We start from the raw sequence: 17,379 nt of genomic DNA, 5'->3' as shown, positions 1-17,379 counted from the left end.
GAGAATATTCCCTGCAGAAAGTTCTGAAGAGGTGCCTCAAAGCCCGGCTCTATCCTCGAAAGAGGCATTATCAATGGTAATATCCACATCAGATAAAGCTAAAAGTAAAAGAGCGGCTATCTTTGGCAAGGCAGCCGCTCTTTTCTATTCTATGCAAGTGGAAAGAGGCTTTACCTCACTTCGCCACCATTTTTGATCTGCTTACTTGGCTGCACAAAGGCCAGTGAACCATCAGGGTTCTCAGCCATCAGGATCATACCCTGGCTGGTGATGCCCTTAATCTCGCGCGGAGCCAGGTTCACAAGTATACTTACCTGTTGCCCTACAATCTCCTCTGGCTTAAAGAACTCAGCAATACCACTTACCACTGTGCGCTGGTCAATGCCAGTATCAACTTTAAGCTTTAGGAGCTTTTTAGTTTTGGCTACTTTCTCAGCCTCTAGGATGGTACCAATACGAATGTCCATCTTCGTGAAATCATCAAAAGTGATGTTCTCCTTGGCTGTTTCTACCGTGGCATTGGCTACTTCGTTGGCTTTTTTCGTGTCCAGCAGCTTTTGTACCTGCGCATCTACAGCGGCATCTTCTACTCTTTCAAATAACAGCTCTGGCTTGCCGATGATGTGACCGGCTGGCACAAGATCTGCAGAACCGGCATCTGCCCACATACCAGGATTCAGGCTAAGCATACTGCGCAGCTTACCAGCAGACTCTGGCAGGAACGGCTCCATCAGGATGCTAAGGCTGCCAGAAATCTGCAACGCAATGTTCATAATGGTTTTCACGCGTTCAGCATCCGTCTTGATCAGCTTCCAAGGTTCAGTGTCAGCCAGGTATTTGTTACCAAGGCGGGCCAGGTTCATCAGTTCGCCAAGTGCATCGCGGAAGCGGTAGCGCTCGATATAGGTTGCAATCACCAGTGGCATGCCCTCCAGTACGCCTAGCACCTCCCTATCGTAATCTGTGAGCTCACCTCGCTCAGGCACAGCTCCTTCGTAGTACTTCTGGGTGAGAACCACAGCACGGTTGATGAAGTTACCAAGTATAGCCAGCAGCTCATTGTTATTGCGGGCCTGGTAATCTTTCCAGGTAAAGTCGTTGTCTTTTGTCTCCGGCATATTAGAAGCCAGTGCATAACGCAGCACATCGCCCTTGCCCGGAAACTCCTCCAGGTACTCGTGCAGCCACACAGCCCAGTTGCGGGAAGTAGAGATTTTATCGCCCTCCAGGTTCAGGAACTCGTTGGCAGGTACGTTGTCTGGCAGGATGTAATCTCCGTGCGCCTTCAGCATGCTCGGGAAAATGATGCAATGAAACACGATGTTATCTTTTCCGATAAAGTGCACCAGCTTCGACTCCTCGTCTTTCCAGTATTTCTCCCAATCATCTGTCAGGGCTTTCGTAGCGGATATATAGCCTATTGGCGCATCAAACCACACATAAAGCACTTTGCCTTCTGCTCCTTCCACTGGCACCGGCACGCCCCAATCCAGGTCACGGGTAACGGCACGTGGCTGCAGTCCCTGGTCTATCCAGCTTTTGCACTGACCGTACACGTTCGGCTTCCAGTCACCTTTGTGGCCTTCAACAATCCACTCGCGCAACCATGCCTCATACTCGTTCAGGGGCAGGTACCAATGCTTGGTTTCACGCATTACAGGCACCGCACCACTCAAAGTACTTTTTGGGTTGATTAAGTCTGTAGCATTCAGGGAAGTACCGCAGCTCTCGCACTGGTCGCCATAGGCATTTTCGTTGCCACACTTAGGGCAGGTACCTACAATGTAACGGTCAGCCAGGAACTGCTGGGCCTTCTCGTCATAGTATTGCTGCGTGGTCTGCTCAATAAACTTACCGTCTTCGTAAAGCTTCTTAAAGAAGTCTCCTGCAGTCTCGGCATGGATTTTAGAAGAGGTGCGGTCGTAGACATCGAAAGATATGTTGAAGTCCTCAAAGGACTTCTTGATCAGCTCGTGGTACTTATCTACGGCCTGCTGAGGCGTGATACCTTCTTTCTTTGCGCGGATTGTAATCGGCACACCATGCTCATCAGAACCACAGATAAACTTCACATCGCGGTTTTGCAGGCGCAGGTAACGCACATACACATCAGCAGGCAAGTATACACCCGCCAGGTGGCCAATGTGCACCGGGCCATTGGCATACGGCAAAGCTGCCGTTACAGTATATCTTTTGGGGTTGTTCGTCATCTTGTCTCTTAAAAAAGCAAATATACAAATACGTTGCAGAATGCACCGCCAGGTGCCGTTAATCCCGTAGAAGTATATACGGCTGCACACGCAATGTTTGCGTAGAAAGCTACAAACCGGAGTCAGAAAAGCCTTATTAAGCAGCCGTAAGTGGCAAATACAGGTTTATAACTCCAAAACAGTGATCGTAAGCAGAAGATAAAATCATCCTTACCTATGAAGAACAAAGATAATTTAAGAACCACCAAGCATGATGGCGATAACCTTGGAAAGCGCGACAGTACAGAGGATGTAAGTAAAAATCCATCCCCTCGAGGTACTGATCGTGATCGAGAATCAGAAAATACGCCACCTGAAAACGAAGTTTACGTTGACCTGGAACCCGATGAACTACACTTAGGTGAAGTCGAGCAACCGGAAGACGTTGGTAAGAAAGAAAAGAAGAAGCAATAAAAAACGCCCTCAGTAAAAATCTGAGGGCGTTTTTTATTCTTGGTTAGCCGGTAATGGCCGTACTACCGGGTCAAGAGGCCAATAAATATTATGCCTTGTAGAATCAACCGGAGCAAAAGGCAACAGCTGCGGACGAAGGTTATTCGGCGTCATAGCTGGTTTGTTGAGGTCTAACTGTTCAATGTTACGCTTCCTGTTGATCTCGCTCGCCTGCCCATCCATTCTCTCGCGAAGGCTTTGGTTTGGATCACTTCTGAGGGTCACCCGCTCATTTGCCGGTAATGGTGGTGGCAGGTTCTCCTGCCCCTCGCTAAGAGAAGTACAAGCTGTTGCCCCGCTTAGTACTAAACCTATACTGTATGTGACATACTTATCCATTTGTGGTATTGCTATAGTTGTAATACACCTGTTTTTCAGGCTCATACTATAGTATACGCACATACTCCGAAATTGCACTTATTTTTCAAGCACACAACTATGCTACAGCAGTAGTAGCATCATATGTAGCAAAAACAAGCCGCTGCTCCGGCAATCAATGCTGAAACAGCGGCTTGTTCTTTTAGCAGGAGTTTGTCTCCTATCAAAAGCTTTTCTAGGTTTAACGGCCTTCGCCACCCCACACATGGTCGTGGCCTACCTGCGTTAACATAAGGCCATCCGGAGCAGGATTTACATAACCTTCTTTTGTAAGATGATGCTCCGCTTCTTTTTGCACGTCCTTGTAGTGCGGATAACGCTCCTGCAGGAACGGGTAGAGCTGCTGGTAGTGTAGCACACTGCCTTCGCGCACTTCATACTGTTTGAAAGCCTCTAAAATGCATTGGGAGGTATTTTCTATATTTTCAGCTTCTGAATGTAATTCTGCCATAGTTTTATTCTTTTTGGTTCAGAATTAAAGTACGACAGGCTGCTTTCAATAGTTAATCACATGCACTCATTGCCTCTTTGTATTGAATAGTGACACGAATCTAGGAACAGACCTCCTGTACTCCTAACCGAGCTGAGGGTTTAAGCTTCAGAAGGTAACAGGTTGCGGATGCCGTTCCAGAGTTCGATGCGTTGCTCTATGCAAGCCTTTGATACCTCCAGGGCCTCCTGCCACTTATCCTCATCATCGCCACAAAGCTCGTCCACCATTTGCAGCGCTAAAGGTGTATGCACCTCCTCATCCAGCTGTATATGGCGATCCAGGTAATAGATGAAGGTATTGAGTTTACCTGGAAACCGCCTGTTCAGATCTTCGATCAGGTGGCGAAACATGTCTGGTATTAAATCTTCGCGGCCAAAGGTAAAAGCGGCAGCAATTATATGCGGTTCTGCGGAGTCTGCCACCCTGAAGGTATTGCGCACAAATGCTTTTACTGAAGGATCAATCGGCAATTGATCAAGAGCATTGTTTACCTTTTTACCTTCTGCAATACCTGTTAGCAGTTGCTCAACATGCGCCGTATTAGCCTCAACCTCGGCCATGGCACGTAAGTACAGCTCAAAATGACTTACTGGCTGCCCCTGCTGGTCCACGTCAGTTTCCTCCTCCAGCACGATTTCGTTTATAAGGCGGCGGGTAGAAGGACTGCCTTTGGGTACCCATGGTAGGGTAACGCAGGTAAGCTCCCGTTGCAGCGCTTTTAGCAGGCTCATAAAGTCCCATACGGCAAACACATGGTGCTCCATAAAGAGCCTCAAGTCATCCAGCGTCTCCAACGACTGGTAAACATTATGTTTTAGCAGTCGCTGCCTGTGCTCCTGCAAAGCCTGTTGCAAGGCTTCTATTCTTTTACTCATGATATAATAAATGCTTCCCATATCAGGTCCGGTAGAGCCTGATGCGGGTAAAATAAGAATGTGACAAACGTATATTAAGCAGTGCTGAGAGCCTGTTTTGCCACACAAAGGTAAGGCAGAAAAGCTCTCAGCAACTTATTTTTCCTGAAAGTTAAGGGCTGCTGAGTTAAGGCAGTAGCGCAAGCCAGTAGGCTTAGGACCATCCGGAAATACGTGCCCGATATGGGATCCGCAGCGGGCGCATTCTACCTCCGTGCGCACCTCACCCGGGAAAGACCTATCTTCTACCTCTTTTACCTGCTCTTTGGCTATTGGCGCATAAAAGCTGGGCCAGCCGGTACCGGAGTCAAATTTAGTCTTAGAGCTGAACATGGGGTTACCACAGGCCGCACAGGCATAGATGCCCCTCTTTTTATTGCTATCATACTTGTTCTTGAAAGGGGGTTCTGTGCCCTCCTGTCGAAGCACAAAGTACTGCTCCGGCGTTAGCTGCTTGCGCCACTCAGCTTCTGTTTTCACCACAGTGTCTTGCAGTGTCTCATCATTTAAAGCGTTGACTACCGCCTCTTCCAACGGCTCATCTCCTGCTGCTGCTGTGGTGGCTGTAAACTCAGAAGTTGTCTCTTGCTGGGCACATGCCGTAAAGCTCAACAGCACTACCATCAAATAAATCTCTATTCTTTTCATAACTCATACTTACGGTGTGGGTGGGTGCCTGGCTTTAGCTACTTTAAAATTTACTAACTACCTAGGAAACAAAAGATAACCTTTTGATGTTTGCCTCATAACCTGTGCCAAAACAGCCGCAGCGTAAATTAATAGTATCATAACCTGTTTATTTCGAGCGAACTAGTAAAAGTCTGAAGCCTTTTTAGTACTTTTGCGGCTCGAAAAATCAATTCAATGCAAAATATTCGAAATATTGCGATCATCGCACACGTAGACCACGGCAAGACCACGCTCGTGGACAAGATCATTCACGCCTCTAAGCTTTTTGCAGAGCACCAGCAGTTCGACGACCTGATTCTGGACAACAACGACCTGGAGCGCGAGCGTGGTATCACGATCGTTTCTAAGAACGTGTCGGTTCGTTACAAAGACGTTAAGATCAACATTATCGACACCCCTGGTCACGCCGACTTTGGTGGTGAGGTAGAGCGCGTGCTGAAAATGGCTGACGGCGTACTGCTTCTGGTAGACGCCTTTGAAGGTGCCATGCCACAGACGCGTTTCGTTTTGGGCAAAGCGATTCAGCTTGGCCTGAAGCCGATTGTGGTAGTAAACAAAGTAGATAAAGAAAACTGTCGCCCAGACGAGGTACACGAGCAGGTGTTTGACCTGATGTTTAACCTTGATGCCACAGAAGACCAGCTAGACTTCACGACACTTTACGGTTCGTCAAAGCAGGGCTGGATGAGCACCGACTGGACGCAGCCAACTGACAATATCACCCCACTTTTGGATGCTATCATTGATGTGATCCCTGCTGCTCCGTTCCGCGAAGGTACGCCGCAAATGCAGATCACTTCTCTTGATTACTCTTCTTTCGTAGGCCGTATCGCGATTGGTCGCGTTCACCGTGGAACATTGAAGGAAGGTATGCCAATCTCTCTTTGCAAAGCTGACGGCAGCATCAAGAAAGGCCGCATTAAGGAACTTCAGGTATTTGAAGGCCTTGGCAAGAAAGCCGTTCAGGAAGTGTCTGCCGGTGAGATTTGCGCGGTTACAGGTATAGAAGGTTTCGATATTGGCGACACAATTGCTGATGCTGAGAACCCAGAGGCAATGGAGCGTATCTCTATCGACGAGCCTACCATGAACATGCTGTTCACGATCAACAACTCTCCTTTCTTTGGTAAAGAGGGTAAGTTCGTGACATCACGTCACCTGCGCGATCGTTTGATGAAGGAAACAGAGAAAAACCTGGCCCTGCGCGTACAGGAAACAGACCGTGAGGATACCTTCCTGGTATTCGGTCGTGGTATCCTGCACTTGTCTGTACTTATCGAAACTATGCGCCGCGAAGGCTACGAGCTTCAGGTAGGTCAGCCACAGGTAATCTATAAGGAAATTGACGGACAACGCCACGAGCCAATCGAGCACCTGGTAGTTGACGTTCCGGAAGAAACAGCTGGTAAGGTAATTGAACTGGTAACGCAGCGTAAAGGTGAACTGACAATCATGGAGCCAAAAGGCGACCTGCAGCACCTGGAGTTCAACATTCCGGCGCGTGGTCTGATCGGCCTGCGTAACAACGTACTGACTGCTACTGCCGGCGAGGCGATCATGAACCACCGTTTCCAGGCGTACGAGCCGTATAAAGGCACTATCCCTGGTCGTAATAACGGCTCTATCATTTCTATGGAGACAGGTCCTGGTACTGCTTACTCTATTGATAAGCTGCAGGACAGAGGTGTGTTCTTCGTTGATCCGGGTGTAGATGTATACATGGGTCAGGTAATTGGTGAGCACAACCGCCAGAACGATATCACGGTAAACATCCAAAAGGGTAAGAAGCTGACAAACATGCGTGCTTCCGGCTCTGACGACAATACGAAAATTGCTCCGGCTAAAAACTTCTCGCTTGAAGAAGCCATGGAATACATCCAGAAGGATGAGTACCTGGAGGTAACGCCAAAGAGCCTGCGTATGCGCAAGATCTACCTAGACGAGAACGAGCGTAACCGTATGTCTAGAGCTGATGCTAACGCTTAAGCTTTAAAATGCACTTATACAAAACGCCTGTCGCAGCAATGTGGCAGGCGTTTTTGCTTTTTGTATCAAACTGATTCTACAACTAATCTAAACATACCATGCCAAGAGCTGTTTAATGCAAAAAACAGATGTTCCTCAGGCATGCAATACAACAAGGCAGCTTATGCACTAGCCCGTTTGCCAATAGGCTTTAGTTTTTTAGGCCATGGGTTAGTACGCGTCCCAAAGATCACACAGTTTGCAGAAGGCATGGCCTCCTCTTTTAACGAAACCGTACTCCCCTATCCTATGGTGCTGGCTTTTGCCTACATTCTTCCTTTTGTAGAGCTGCTGCTAGGCATTTTCCTGATTCTTGGCATTGCCATACGTGCAAGCACAGTGGCTGGAGTCATACTTATCTGCGTGCTTATCTTCGGATCTTCGCTACAGGAGAACTGGTCTGGGGTGTCCATACAGATGTTCTATGGGCTGTACTTAGCCATACTTTACCTTTTTGCAAACCATAACAGCCATGCATTGGCACTGTTGCGCAGGAGCTAAGAGTAAGAAGCAGAAATCAAATATAGCAACCTATATACTATAACATGAACAAAAGAAAGCTAGGAAACACGGATCTACATACAGCTCCTATTGTGATAGGAAGCAACGTTTTTGGTTGGACACTGAACGAAAAAGAGTCCTTCGAGATACTGGATGAAGTATACGAAGCAGGATTCAACACCCTGGATACAGCCGATGTATACTCTCGCTGGGGCGAGGGCAATCAGGGCGGTGAGTCTGAGACCATTATTGGTAAATGGATGAAAGAACGCGGCAACCGCGACAAAATCGTACTCATCACCAAGGTTGGCTCTGACATGGGGCAAGGCCACAAAGACATTTCCGAGAAGCATATCCTTAAAACTGCCGACGATTCCCTGAGAAGGCTGCAAGTAGATTACATCGACCTGTATCTGACGCATTGGGATGATGACAAGACACCGGTTGAGGAGACGCTAGGTGCCTATCAGAAACTGATTGAGGCAGGCAAAGTAGGTTACATTGGAGCCTCTAACCTTTCGCCGGAGCGCTTGCGTGCATCACTTGAGGCCAGTAAAAAGCAGGGGCTGCCACGCTACGAAGTGTTCCAGCCAGAGTATAACCTCTACGATCGTGAGGAATATGAAGCAGAAATAGCCCCAATCTGCAAAGAAGAAGGCTTAGGAGTAATAACCTATTTCTCCCTGGCCAGCGGCTTCCTGAGCGGAAAGTACCGTAGTGAGGAGGACCTGAGCAAGAGTGTACGGGGAGGCGGAATCAAGAAGTATCTTGATGAGCGGGGCAGGCATATACTTGCCACACTAGATGAGCTGGCAGAAAGGCATGGTGTGTCGCAAGCCGGAATTGCGCTTGCCTGGCTGATTAACAATCCGCTTGTTACCGCCCCTATTGCCAGCGCCACAAAAAGTAAGCACGTGCAAGCATTCACTGAGGCTGTGCAGCTAGAGCTGACCCAAGATGATATGAAGCAGTTAGAGAAGGCTTCGAGCTATACTCAAGAAGTGTGAAGAAACTCTTGTGGCTCATACTTTGCATGGCGCTCGCCGGCTTTTGGTCAGCGAGTGCCTGTGCACAAGGTATAAAAACTATAAAGGCACAGGATAACCTGTACTTTGTCGGAGACCGCACCTTTTCCTGCTTCTACATCACAGATAAAGGCGTCATCGTAATAGACCCGTTGGACTCAGTTCGTGCTGCGGCTACCATGAAGGCTATACGAAAGGTGACCAATAAGCCGGTTACACATGTTTTCTATAGCCACAACCACTGGGACCATATCAGCGGAGGCCAGATCTTTAAGAGTCAGGGAGCCACATTTGTGAGCCATATTGAGGCCAAGAATACCATTACTCCTAATCCAAAAGTTATAACTCCAGACAGTAGCTGGAGCGGCGAAAAAACTATCTTCAGATCAGGAGGCAAGGTTATTGAGCTATATTTCTTTGGTCGCAATCATGGTGACGGGATGACTGTATTCCGCTTTCCAGAGCATAACGCCGTCTTTATTATAGACCTGGTAGTGCCGGACAGGGTGCTGTATGCTTACCTTCCGGATGCCTCGCCTAAAGATTGGTTAGAAGACCTAAAGAAGATACAGCAGTTAGAGTTTGACAAAGTATATATGGCGCATGTACGGGCAATTGGAAACCGCAGTGATATTACACTTGTGCAGAATTACTTTGATGATCTCTATGCCGTTGTAGAGAAAGAACTCCAAAACAACACTCCATTCTTCGATATACCAGGGAAGGTGAAGCTGCCACAGTATAAGCACCTGAAGAACTATGATGAATGGCTGCACATGAATGTGTGGCGAATCCTGATGGAGAAGTCGATAGGGAAGTAAGCTTTCTAGCAAAATTAATATGATGCACGTGCCTGAGTCAGCTGATGCTGTGGCTCAGGCACGTGCTGTTTTGTGCTACATACCTACGTTTCAACACTACAATTCTGCTCCCATACACCTATTGCAGAAGTGTCTCCACCCCTACTTTTCAGCACTTCACTAAGCAGCGCAAAAGACAAGCATTCTAATAAGTACAAAAACTTATTTTTATTATCATATACTATACTTTTAGGCTTTCCAAATTTCTATTGCTATGAAAAAAAAGAGTTTGCTTTATGCTGGCGTTCTGATGCTGGCGCTTTTTGTATCCCCTGCCTATGCACAGATCAACATAGGCAACAAAATCAAAAACAAGGTTAACCAAAGGTTAGACCAGAAGATTGATAAAACCATAGACGATACCTTGGATGGTACAACGAAAGCAGCCAGTAGCACCACCAACACAGCCGAGGCCTCTGAAGAAGGTGCTTCAGCTGAGGCAACAGGTGGCAAAATGAAAGCCTGGACCAAGTATGATTTTGTACCCGGTGACAAGGTGATGTTTGCAGACAACTTGGCCGGCGAAGAAGTAGGCGAGTTCCCGTCACGCTGGGATTTGAATAAGGGTAACGCCGAGGTATCCATGTTTGGCAATGAACCTGTAATCAACCTTATCCAGACGGGTACCAGCGTAAAACCCCTGATGAAGGGGGAGCAGTGGTTACCGGAAACTTTTACGTTTGAAATGGATGTGTTTTTTGACAGCGATGATCCAAATGTGGCCTACAATATTTATCTGGTAGACGATGTAGACTCTTATAACCGTGATGTGAACGGCGATCTCTGGGACCCGATAGATGTAAGGGCAAACCGGGTAAGGTTTAGAACTTTTGGCTCCGAATCTGAGGAGTTGGCCTCAAAAGAAGTAAAAAACCAGTGGCGCCATGTTGCCATCTCTTTTAATAAGCGCAGCATGAAAGTATACCTGGACGAGCATCGGCTGATTAATATTCCCAACATGCCGGGCAAACCAACAGGCTTAAGAATAGAGGTAGATAAGCGCATTAATGCCAATACCATGGTGAAGAACGTGATGATTGCCGAGGGGGGTAAGAAGCTCTACGACCAGGTAATGGCTGACGGTAAGATTGTAACCTACGGCATCAAATTCGATGTGAACAAAGCTTCTATACGCCCTGAATCTATCGGCACGCTGGCGGGTATAGCTAAACTGATGCAAGAGCAGCCAACATTGAAATTTACAGTGGAAGGCCACACAGACAGCGATGGTGAAGAAAATGCTAACATGAAGCTGAGCCAGCAACGTGCTGAAGCTGTAAAAGCTTACCTCGTGGAGCAGGGTATTGCCGAAGATCGCTTGGCTGCAAAAGGTTTAGGCGAATCCAAACCTATTGATAAGAATAATACACCGGAAGCCAAGTCTAACAATCGGCGCGTAGAATTTGTGAAGTTGTAATCACTCCGGCAGGTCCTGGCCAGGAGCTGCCATCCTTTTAATCTATATATCTATAAAACTACCTGCTACTTTCTATGGCAGGTAGTTTTACTTTTCGGGCAATAAATATCAATGTTGCCACCTTATTTAGAATTAGTTTAAATAAACCTTGCCTACTTCAGGAGTAGCTTATACTTTTGCCTCCATATAATCAGTCTAAATAAAAATAAGCTATATATGCAAAAGTCTTTACTCCTTATTCTGTGGCTTTTTGTTCTGTCTACTGGGCAGGCGCAAAGTCAGAATGCCGCCATCTCAGGCAAAGTAACCTCTCCGAATGGGCAATCCCTGGAGCTTTTAACAGTGGCACTTGAAGGTACCGTACTTGGCACCAATACCAATGCAGCTGGCGAATTTACTTTAAGCAACATCAAACCTGGCAACTATACTTTGCGCGTGGGAGGAGTAGGGTATAAAGCTATCCGACAGCCTATAAACCTGAATACCGGCGAAAACCTGAACCTGAACCTTACGGTGCAGGCAAGCACAAGCTCACTAGATGAGGTAGTAGTATCAGCCAGCCGCAGTGTGGAGACATTAGACGAAACACCTGCTTCTGTACACGTACTTGACTCGCGTACACTGCAGATACAGTCACAAATCAGCACAGACATTTCCAATATATTGGCCAACACAGTGCCAGGTCTTGCTCTCAACAGCAACACAACCAGCAATGTGGGCCAGACGCTCCGCGGCCGTAACGTTTTGGTCATGGTAGATGGCATTCCGCAGTCTACGCCACTGCGCAACGGTAGCCGCGATGTGCGTACCATTGATCCAACCGCTATAGAGCGTGTTGAAGTAGTAAAGGGAGCTACTGCCGTGTATGGCAACGGTGCCGACGGTGGTTTGATCAACTACATCACAAAGCAGCCAAACACCAGCAAGCCTTTCAGTGCTTATACTTCCCTAACAGGTACAGGCATGCTTTTCCACTCAGATAATACAATAGGTGGCCGCGTGTCGCAACAGTTTACAGGAAAACTAGAAAACTTCGACTACGTTGCCAGCGGCACTTACGAGAAAACAGGTGTGATGCGTGACGGCGAGGGCGAAGTAATTTCCCCGGTTTACGGCTTGGGTGAGACAAAAATGTATAACGGCTTTGCCAAGGCAGGCTATAACCTTAGCTCTGACCACCGCGTGGAAGCCATGTATAACTACTTTGGAAGCCGCCAGGAATCTGACTACGTGTTACAGCTAGGCAAGTACGGCGAGCGTCCTACAACTGGTGTAAAAGGCGAAGTGCAAGGTGAGCCAGAAGGTACCAAGTACAACCACAACGCACAGCTGCGCTACATCGGTAAAAACTTATTCCTGAACACGAATCTGGAGCTGAGCACTTACCTGCAGAGTTTCTACACGGTATATGGTTACACGCCATACTTCGAGAACGGCGGTCAGTCTACTATTAAGTCGCGCAAGAATGGTGTTCGCTTAAACCTGAATACACCGTTCGCATTAGGTAGCGGGGTTAGTGGTAGCATTGCCTACGGAGCCGATTACCTGAACGACGTAACTTCGCAGCCACTGGTTGATGGCCGCACCTGGGTACCAGAAATGGACCTGAAAAACCTAGCTCCATACGCACAGCTGCAACTGAGCATCCTGCAGCACTTAAACTTTAAGGCTGGATACCGTTTCGACAACGTATCAGTAACAGTAGATGACTTTCAGCAACTGGTGCTGGCTAGTGGTGCAGGCGGCGAGTATGTACAGGGAGGCAAGCTGAAGTTTGACGCAAACACTTTCAACGTAGGTCTTCGCTATTCTGCGCTAGAGTATTTCAAACCGTTTGTTAGCTACTCACAGGGCTTCTCCATGATTGATGTAGGCCGCTATGTAAGAAGCGCAAAGGAGAACTTTATCTCACAAATGAACCTGGAGCCAGTGATTGTGAACAACTATGAAGCCGGTTTCCATAGCCAGTTAGGTATAGCCTCTTTTAGCGGTGCCTACTTTATCAGCACTTCCAAACTGGGTGCAAACCTTATTGCCAACGAAGCTGGTGCTTACGAGATTGAGCGTGCCCCAGAGCGTGTAGAAGGTTTTGAGGCACTGGTAGACCTGTTCTTGTCAAATAAGATTACTTTAGGTGCCAATGCATCTTATAGCCAGGGCAGAGCTGACATTAACAACAACGGCGAATACAACGACAACGAAGATAAGGCTCTGACAAGTCTGCGCATTCCGCCTTTCAAGTTTACTTCTTACCTTAACCTGAAGCCTAGGCAAAACCTGAATCTGAACCTGCAGTGGATCTACTCTGGTGAGCGTGATGAGTTTGAAAAGAATGCAAAAGGCGGATATAGCTCAGGCGAAGGACCGGTAAAAGCATTTGATGTGTTTAATTTAGCAGCCTCTTACCAGGCTACCGAAAAGCTGAGCCTGAACCTGGGTATTGAGAACGTTCTGGATAAAGCTTATTACCTGCCACAGGCGTACTGGTACGGTCGCGATGACAACTTTACAAGAGCAAACGGAGCCAGGTTCCAGGTAGGGGCATCTTATAAGTGGTAACATTTTGAAGAAGCGAACTAAACGCACATTTTCCATTCACCATTGGTGTGGGCTGATAGCCGGGATGTTCATCCTGGTTATCAGCCTTTCTGGCGTTATACTAGTTTTCGACGACGATATAGACGAGGTGATGTTCGCCAGTCATTCCGAGTTGGCTACACCTGCTCAGGCGCTTCAAATAGATAAGTCCATAGGTTGGGTAAGAGCCGAGAACCCTGGCTGGGACATACGAGTACCTTCACTACCAGCCACACCGAGTGAAGCAGTGTTGTACGAGCTACGGCAGGGGCAATTACGCAGGTGGTTGTTTGTACACCCCGAAACTGGTGAAAAGCTCTCAACAGTTGGCCAGGCTCACAACCGGCTCACCTACGTTGTCCTGAACCTGCACTATAACCTGCTCTCAGGCACACCTGGTAAAATAGCCGTGCTGCTGATAGGTATAGCCCTTCTCTTTCTTACCATTACCGGATTTATGCTCTACCGTAAGTCTATACTAAAGGTGATCACTTTCCGGCAGAAGATTTCGCTTATAAGCCGCCGCAGCATGTACTCTAGCCTGCATCGTATAGTTGGTGTATGGGCATTGGTATTTAATATGCTGATGTGCGTAACGGGCTTGTCGCTGGCTATAACTGTGGTAAACAGCGCACTTAAAGGCGGAACACAGGAAATAGCAGTACCAGAAATTACAGCCTCGGTGGATGCTGCCCTGACAGAAGCTAAAGCCTCCTATCCTGATTTTAACATCACCTATCTTCGTTTTCCGGTAAATGATGAGGGAAAGATTCAACTGCTTGGCCACCTGGAGTCGGACCCATCCTACTACGGCAAGTTTTACAGCAAAATGCAGGCAGACTATAAAACTGGTGAGTTGGGCGAGCCTTTTTTTGTAGGTGACCAACCTTGGCTGGACCGCTTCCTGACATCATTGCATCCTATCCACTTCGGTGATTTTGCAGGTTTGTTTGTGAAGTTGCTATATGCCTTCTTCGGTTTGATGCCTGCCATACTTTCTATTTCCGGCTTTGTGATCTGGTACTATCGGCAGCTACCAACACAGGAGCCAAAGTCTGTACAGAAGAAGATGGTGAAGGCAGTACGTTAATCCCTCGTCTTGCAGTTAAAGCATTTCTAGCTAAACTGCTCCACTAAGAGTTTTGTCATAAAAGAGCCGGGCCATAGTATATCTGTGGCCCGGCTCTTTTACGTATACTTCTACTTCAATTACAGTTTAAACTGCACCGAGAACTTCAGGCCAAACTTTCTGGCACCTTCATCCAGGTATGTCAGGCGGTGGAAAGCATCTACACGAAGTATTTTAAAGATGTTTTCGATACCGTAGCCTACCTCAACGTAAGGTGCGCGCCCCAGTGCCTTCAGCGCCTCCTGCGTAGCCCCCGTAGGTATTATAGTTGGCATCAGGTCCAGGTTCTTTTGGCTAAGGCTGCCGTAGAGGATATTAGATGTTGCCAGCACACGCCACTTCAGCTTCTTGATCAGGGGCAGACGGTTGAACAATAATCCCTCAAAGTATTGCTCATAGTGCAGCGAAGCATAGGTATCACTGGCAAATTCGAAGTAGTCCATCAGGTTATAGGTGGCATCGTAGTAGAACGGAGTTTCGTTGCCGGTGTGCACCTCCAGCAGTGGGTAAGGCACAGGCGAGAATATCTTTCCTGCTTCCAGCCTGTATAAGGTGTTCCCCAGTCGACCCATTACAAACTCCTGCTCCACCCCCAGGTCCACGCGCTGGTAGTCTACTGTCGAACCCAGTGCATGCTGTAGGCTCAATGTATACTTCAGGCTCAGCACCGGCCTGCTTCCGCTGCCCAAGCTAATACGCTCATTGTCGTTTTCCACAAACACCTCATTGTTGGCATAGCGCGTCAGAAAGCTAACTTCTGTGGCCGTAAAGCTGGTAGCTACCTGCTCCGGCTGGCTTGGGCCATCTTTGTAGAAAGCAAAATCATACTGTGGATCAAACTGACGCTTGCGCAGGCTTATCTTCTCCGTTACTCCGCGCAGCACATCACGTTGCACGTATAGGCCTGTCTCGCGCACCATTATTGGACGGCGCAGCTCTCCGAATCGTGAAAAGCCCAGAAAGAACGGGCTGGACTCCAGCTTGTCTGACATCAGCCCAACCTGCTCCAGATCCTCCTGGTGCGTAAATCCTACTTCGCTCCAGCGCTTGCGGCTGAAGATGTACCGCCCGCCCAGGCTATACTTCAGTTCCTTATCTTCGGTACCAAAGGCTGTGTAAGCCCTCAGTTCCAGCTTGTCGCTGAAGTTTATATTTGTCTTGCCTCCTACCTGAAAGCGATGCCCTTCCACATTGTTGTAGGCATAAGTATAAGGCCACGGCCCCCAGCTAACTTTTCCAAAGCTCTTGTAGCCGGTGCCTAGCACAGTAGCAATGTTGGTAAAACGCTGCACTTTTGGTGTTTCCCGTATAGTGTTGATGGTGGCATACACTTGCTTATCCGATACACTCAAGCTGTCGTGGCGGTGCTTGTCCCAAAAGTCTTCAGTCTGCTTACCTGCCCCTGCCAGCAACTCCACCGGCTTATCAAAAAAGTCTGACTTCTGGGGCTGGTTCACTTCCACACCCTTGTAGGAAGTATACACTTTGGCTAGTATACCTGGTCGCTTAGGTGTAAGACCAACTATCCTGATTTTAACCTCTGTTTCAGACGGCATCCAAGCTTTCTCCCCTACCTGTTGCAACTCCTGCTTTAAGGCAATATTCTCTACAAAGTTGATGTTAGCTGACTTACTAACAGTAGCCTCCAGCTTCCGAAGGGCATAACCCTCTGCAGTAATCCACATACGGCCGTTAAAAGCCAGATCCTGCGGGCGCTTCTGCTTGAAAGATAACTCATAGCACCAGTCGTTGCCGATGTAGGTGCTATCTTCCAGTTCATAGTTGTAGTAACTTTTCCAGCCATCGGCAATCGGACTGATAAAGTTCTTCTGCAACACGCTTACCCAGTTCTGGTAGAAATTATAGTCCTGGTAGCTACTGCCTATCACCTGCGACACCAATGTACCGTCCTGCAAACCGATACCTGTTACCTTTGTGGCTTTCAGGATCTCCTTATTTCGCTTAGGGTCCCTGTTGTAGTAATAGTCTGACAAGGACTCCGAGATAAAGAACGGCAGCACTTTCTTGCCATCTTCACCAGCCAAGTATAACTGGGAGTCTACCAGCGAGGTGATTGCCTTACCCACTACGCCCTTACCTTTCTGCTGCCCTACATTGTCCACATCGAACTGCATCTTAGTATAGGCCTCGTACTGGTAAGCTGTGAGCTTGCGCTTGTCGTTGCTGCTTTTGTTGTCCATCACCCGACGCATAATAGCCCAGGCAGGATTCTCGCCAGGCCGTATTACTACCTCTTGTAGTTGCTGCGCATTAGTGCTTAGCTTAAAATCAAGCGTCTGCACGGCAACGCCCTTCTTTATCGGCAGCGTAAGGGGCAGGTAACCCACAAAAGCAGCCGTCAGCGAGTCAGGCGTGTTTGTTAGACGGATATTGTAAAAGCCTTCTGCATCGGTAGAGGTTCCGATAGAGGTATTCTTGATGTAGATGCCGACAAATGGAAGGGCCTCGCCCGTAGTAGCATCTGTAACTTGCCCCGAGACACGGGTCTGGGCCTGGCTGCCCAGCGCGGCAAGTACAAGTAGGATTGTTATAATATATCTAACCAAAGCTATATCTTTAAAAGCGTGCAAAGGTAGAAGTATTTCCCTAATATACCACCATACTTGTTTAAACAACCATTATAAAAAAGTTGGGTCAAAATTACATT

Annotated in this window: 14 protein-coding genes; 8 read left to right on the top strand and 6 right to left on the bottom strand. The window is 47.8% G+C overall.

Annotated features, from left to right (window positions below):
- Positions 1-170: 170 nt before the first annotated feature.
- Positions 171-2,210: a methionine--tRNA ligase gene (gene metG, locus PKOR_RS10400; RefSeq protein WP_046310597.1), complete on the bottom strand. Its 2,040-nt coding sequence runs from the start codon at positions 2,208-2,210 to the stop codon at positions 171-173.
- A gap of 216 nt (positions 2,211-2,426) precedes the next feature.
- Between metG and PKOR_RS10395 the strand changes: the two genes are divergently transcribed.
- Positions 2,427-2,663, top strand: coding sequence for a hypothetical protein (locus PKOR_RS10395; protein ID WP_046310596.1), 237 nt, complete (start codon positions 2,427-2,429; stop codon positions 2,661-2,663).
- Between the two features lie 33 nt (positions 2,664-2,696).
- On the opposite strand, the gene PKOR_RS10390 is transcribed toward PKOR_RS10395, so the two are convergent.
- The 4 genes from PKOR_RS10390 to msrB form a co-directional block, all read right to left on the bottom strand.
- Positions 2,697-3,041 (bottom strand): hypothetical protein, encoded by a 345-nt coding sequence (locus tag PKOR_RS10390; protein WP_148561664.1) that lies wholly within the window; start codon positions 3,039-3,041, stop codon positions 2,697-2,699.
- A gap of 220 nt (positions 3,042-3,261) precedes the next feature.
- Positions 3,262-3,531, bottom strand: coding sequence for a hypothetical protein (locus PKOR_RS10385; protein WP_046310591.1), 270 nt, complete (start codon positions 3,529-3,531; stop codon positions 3,262-3,264).
- A 140-nt stretch (positions 3,532-3,671) separates the two neighbouring features.
- Complete coding sequence (locus PKOR_RS10380) at positions 3,672-4,448, bottom strand: DUF3050 domain-containing protein (protein WP_046314359.1); 777 nt, start codon at positions 4,446-4,448, stop codon at positions 3,672-3,674.
- A 135-nt stretch (positions 4,449-4,583) separates the two neighbouring features.
- Complete coding sequence (msrB, locus tag PKOR_RS10375) at positions 4,584-5,135, bottom strand: peptide-methionine (R)-S-oxide reductase MsrB (protein WP_046310589.1); 552 nt, start codon at positions 5,133-5,135, stop codon at positions 4,584-4,586.
- A gap of 216 nt (positions 5,136-5,351) precedes the next feature.
- Here msrB and typA point away from each other — a divergent pair, with 216 nt between their 5' ends.
- From typA to PKOR_RS10340, 7 genes are all read left to right on the top strand, one after another.
- Positions 5,352-7,163 carry a translational GTPase TypA gene (typA, locus tag PKOR_RS10370; protein WP_046310588.1) on the top strand — a complete coding sequence of 604 codons (1,812 nt, stop codon included), beginning with the start codon at positions 5,352-5,354 and terminating at the stop codon, positions 7,161-7,163.
- A 141-nt stretch (positions 7,164-7,304) separates the two neighbouring features.
- A complete protein-coding gene (locus PKOR_RS10365; RefSeq protein ID WP_046310587.1) occupies positions 7,305-7,703 on the top strand; it encodes a DoxX family membrane protein in 399 nt (132 codons plus the stop codon).
- Between the two features lie 44 nt (positions 7,704-7,747).
- Entirely contained in the window at positions 7,748-8,710 is a 963-nt protein-coding gene (locus tag PKOR_RS10360; RefSeq protein ID WP_046310585.1) for an aldo/keto reductase, read from the top strand.
- Positions 8,707-9,549 carry an MBL fold metallo-hydrolase gene (locus PKOR_RS10355; protein ID WP_148561663.1) on the top strand — a complete coding sequence of 281 codons (843 nt, stop codon included), beginning with the start codon at positions 8,707-8,709 and terminating at the stop codon, positions 9,547-9,549. The genes PKOR_RS10360 and PKOR_RS10355 overlap by 4 nt, the downstream gene beginning before the upstream one ends.
- A 253-nt stretch (positions 9,550-9,802) precedes the next feature.
- Positions 9,803-11,005 (top strand): OmpA family protein, encoded by a 1,203-nt coding sequence (locus PKOR_RS10350; protein ID WP_052738804.1) that lies wholly within the window; start codon positions 9,803-9,805, stop codon positions 11,003-11,005.
- 216 nt (positions 11,006-11,221) lie between these two features.
- Complete coding sequence (locus PKOR_RS10345) at positions 11,222-13,564, top strand: TonB-dependent receptor (protein ID WP_046310580.1); 2,343 nt, start codon at positions 11,222-11,224, stop codon at positions 13,562-13,564.
- 4 nt (positions 13,565-13,568) lie between these two features.
- Positions 13,569-14,672, top strand: a complete 1,104-nt coding sequence (locus PKOR_RS10340) for a PepSY-associated TM helix domain-containing protein (protein ID WP_071843134.1) — start codon at positions 13,569-13,571, stop codon at positions 14,670-14,672.
- 119 nt (positions 14,673-14,791) lie between these two features.
- On the opposite strand, the gene PKOR_RS10335 is transcribed toward PKOR_RS10340, so the two are convergent.
- A complete protein-coding gene (locus tag PKOR_RS10335; protein WP_046314357.1) occupies positions 14,792-17,278 on the bottom strand; it encodes a DUF5686 and carboxypeptidase-like regulatory domain-containing protein in 2,487 nt (828 codons plus the stop codon).
- Between the last annotated feature and the right edge of the window lie 101 nt (positions 17,279-17,379).

The sequence above is a fragment of the Pontibacter korlensis genome (assembly GCF_000973725.1).
GTDB lineage: Bacteria > Bacteroidota > Bacteroidia > Cytophagales > Hymenobacteraceae > Pontibacter > Pontibacter korlensis.
Note: the sequence above shows the minus strand (reverse complement) of the source record. Positions and strands in the feature narration are given on the sequence as shown.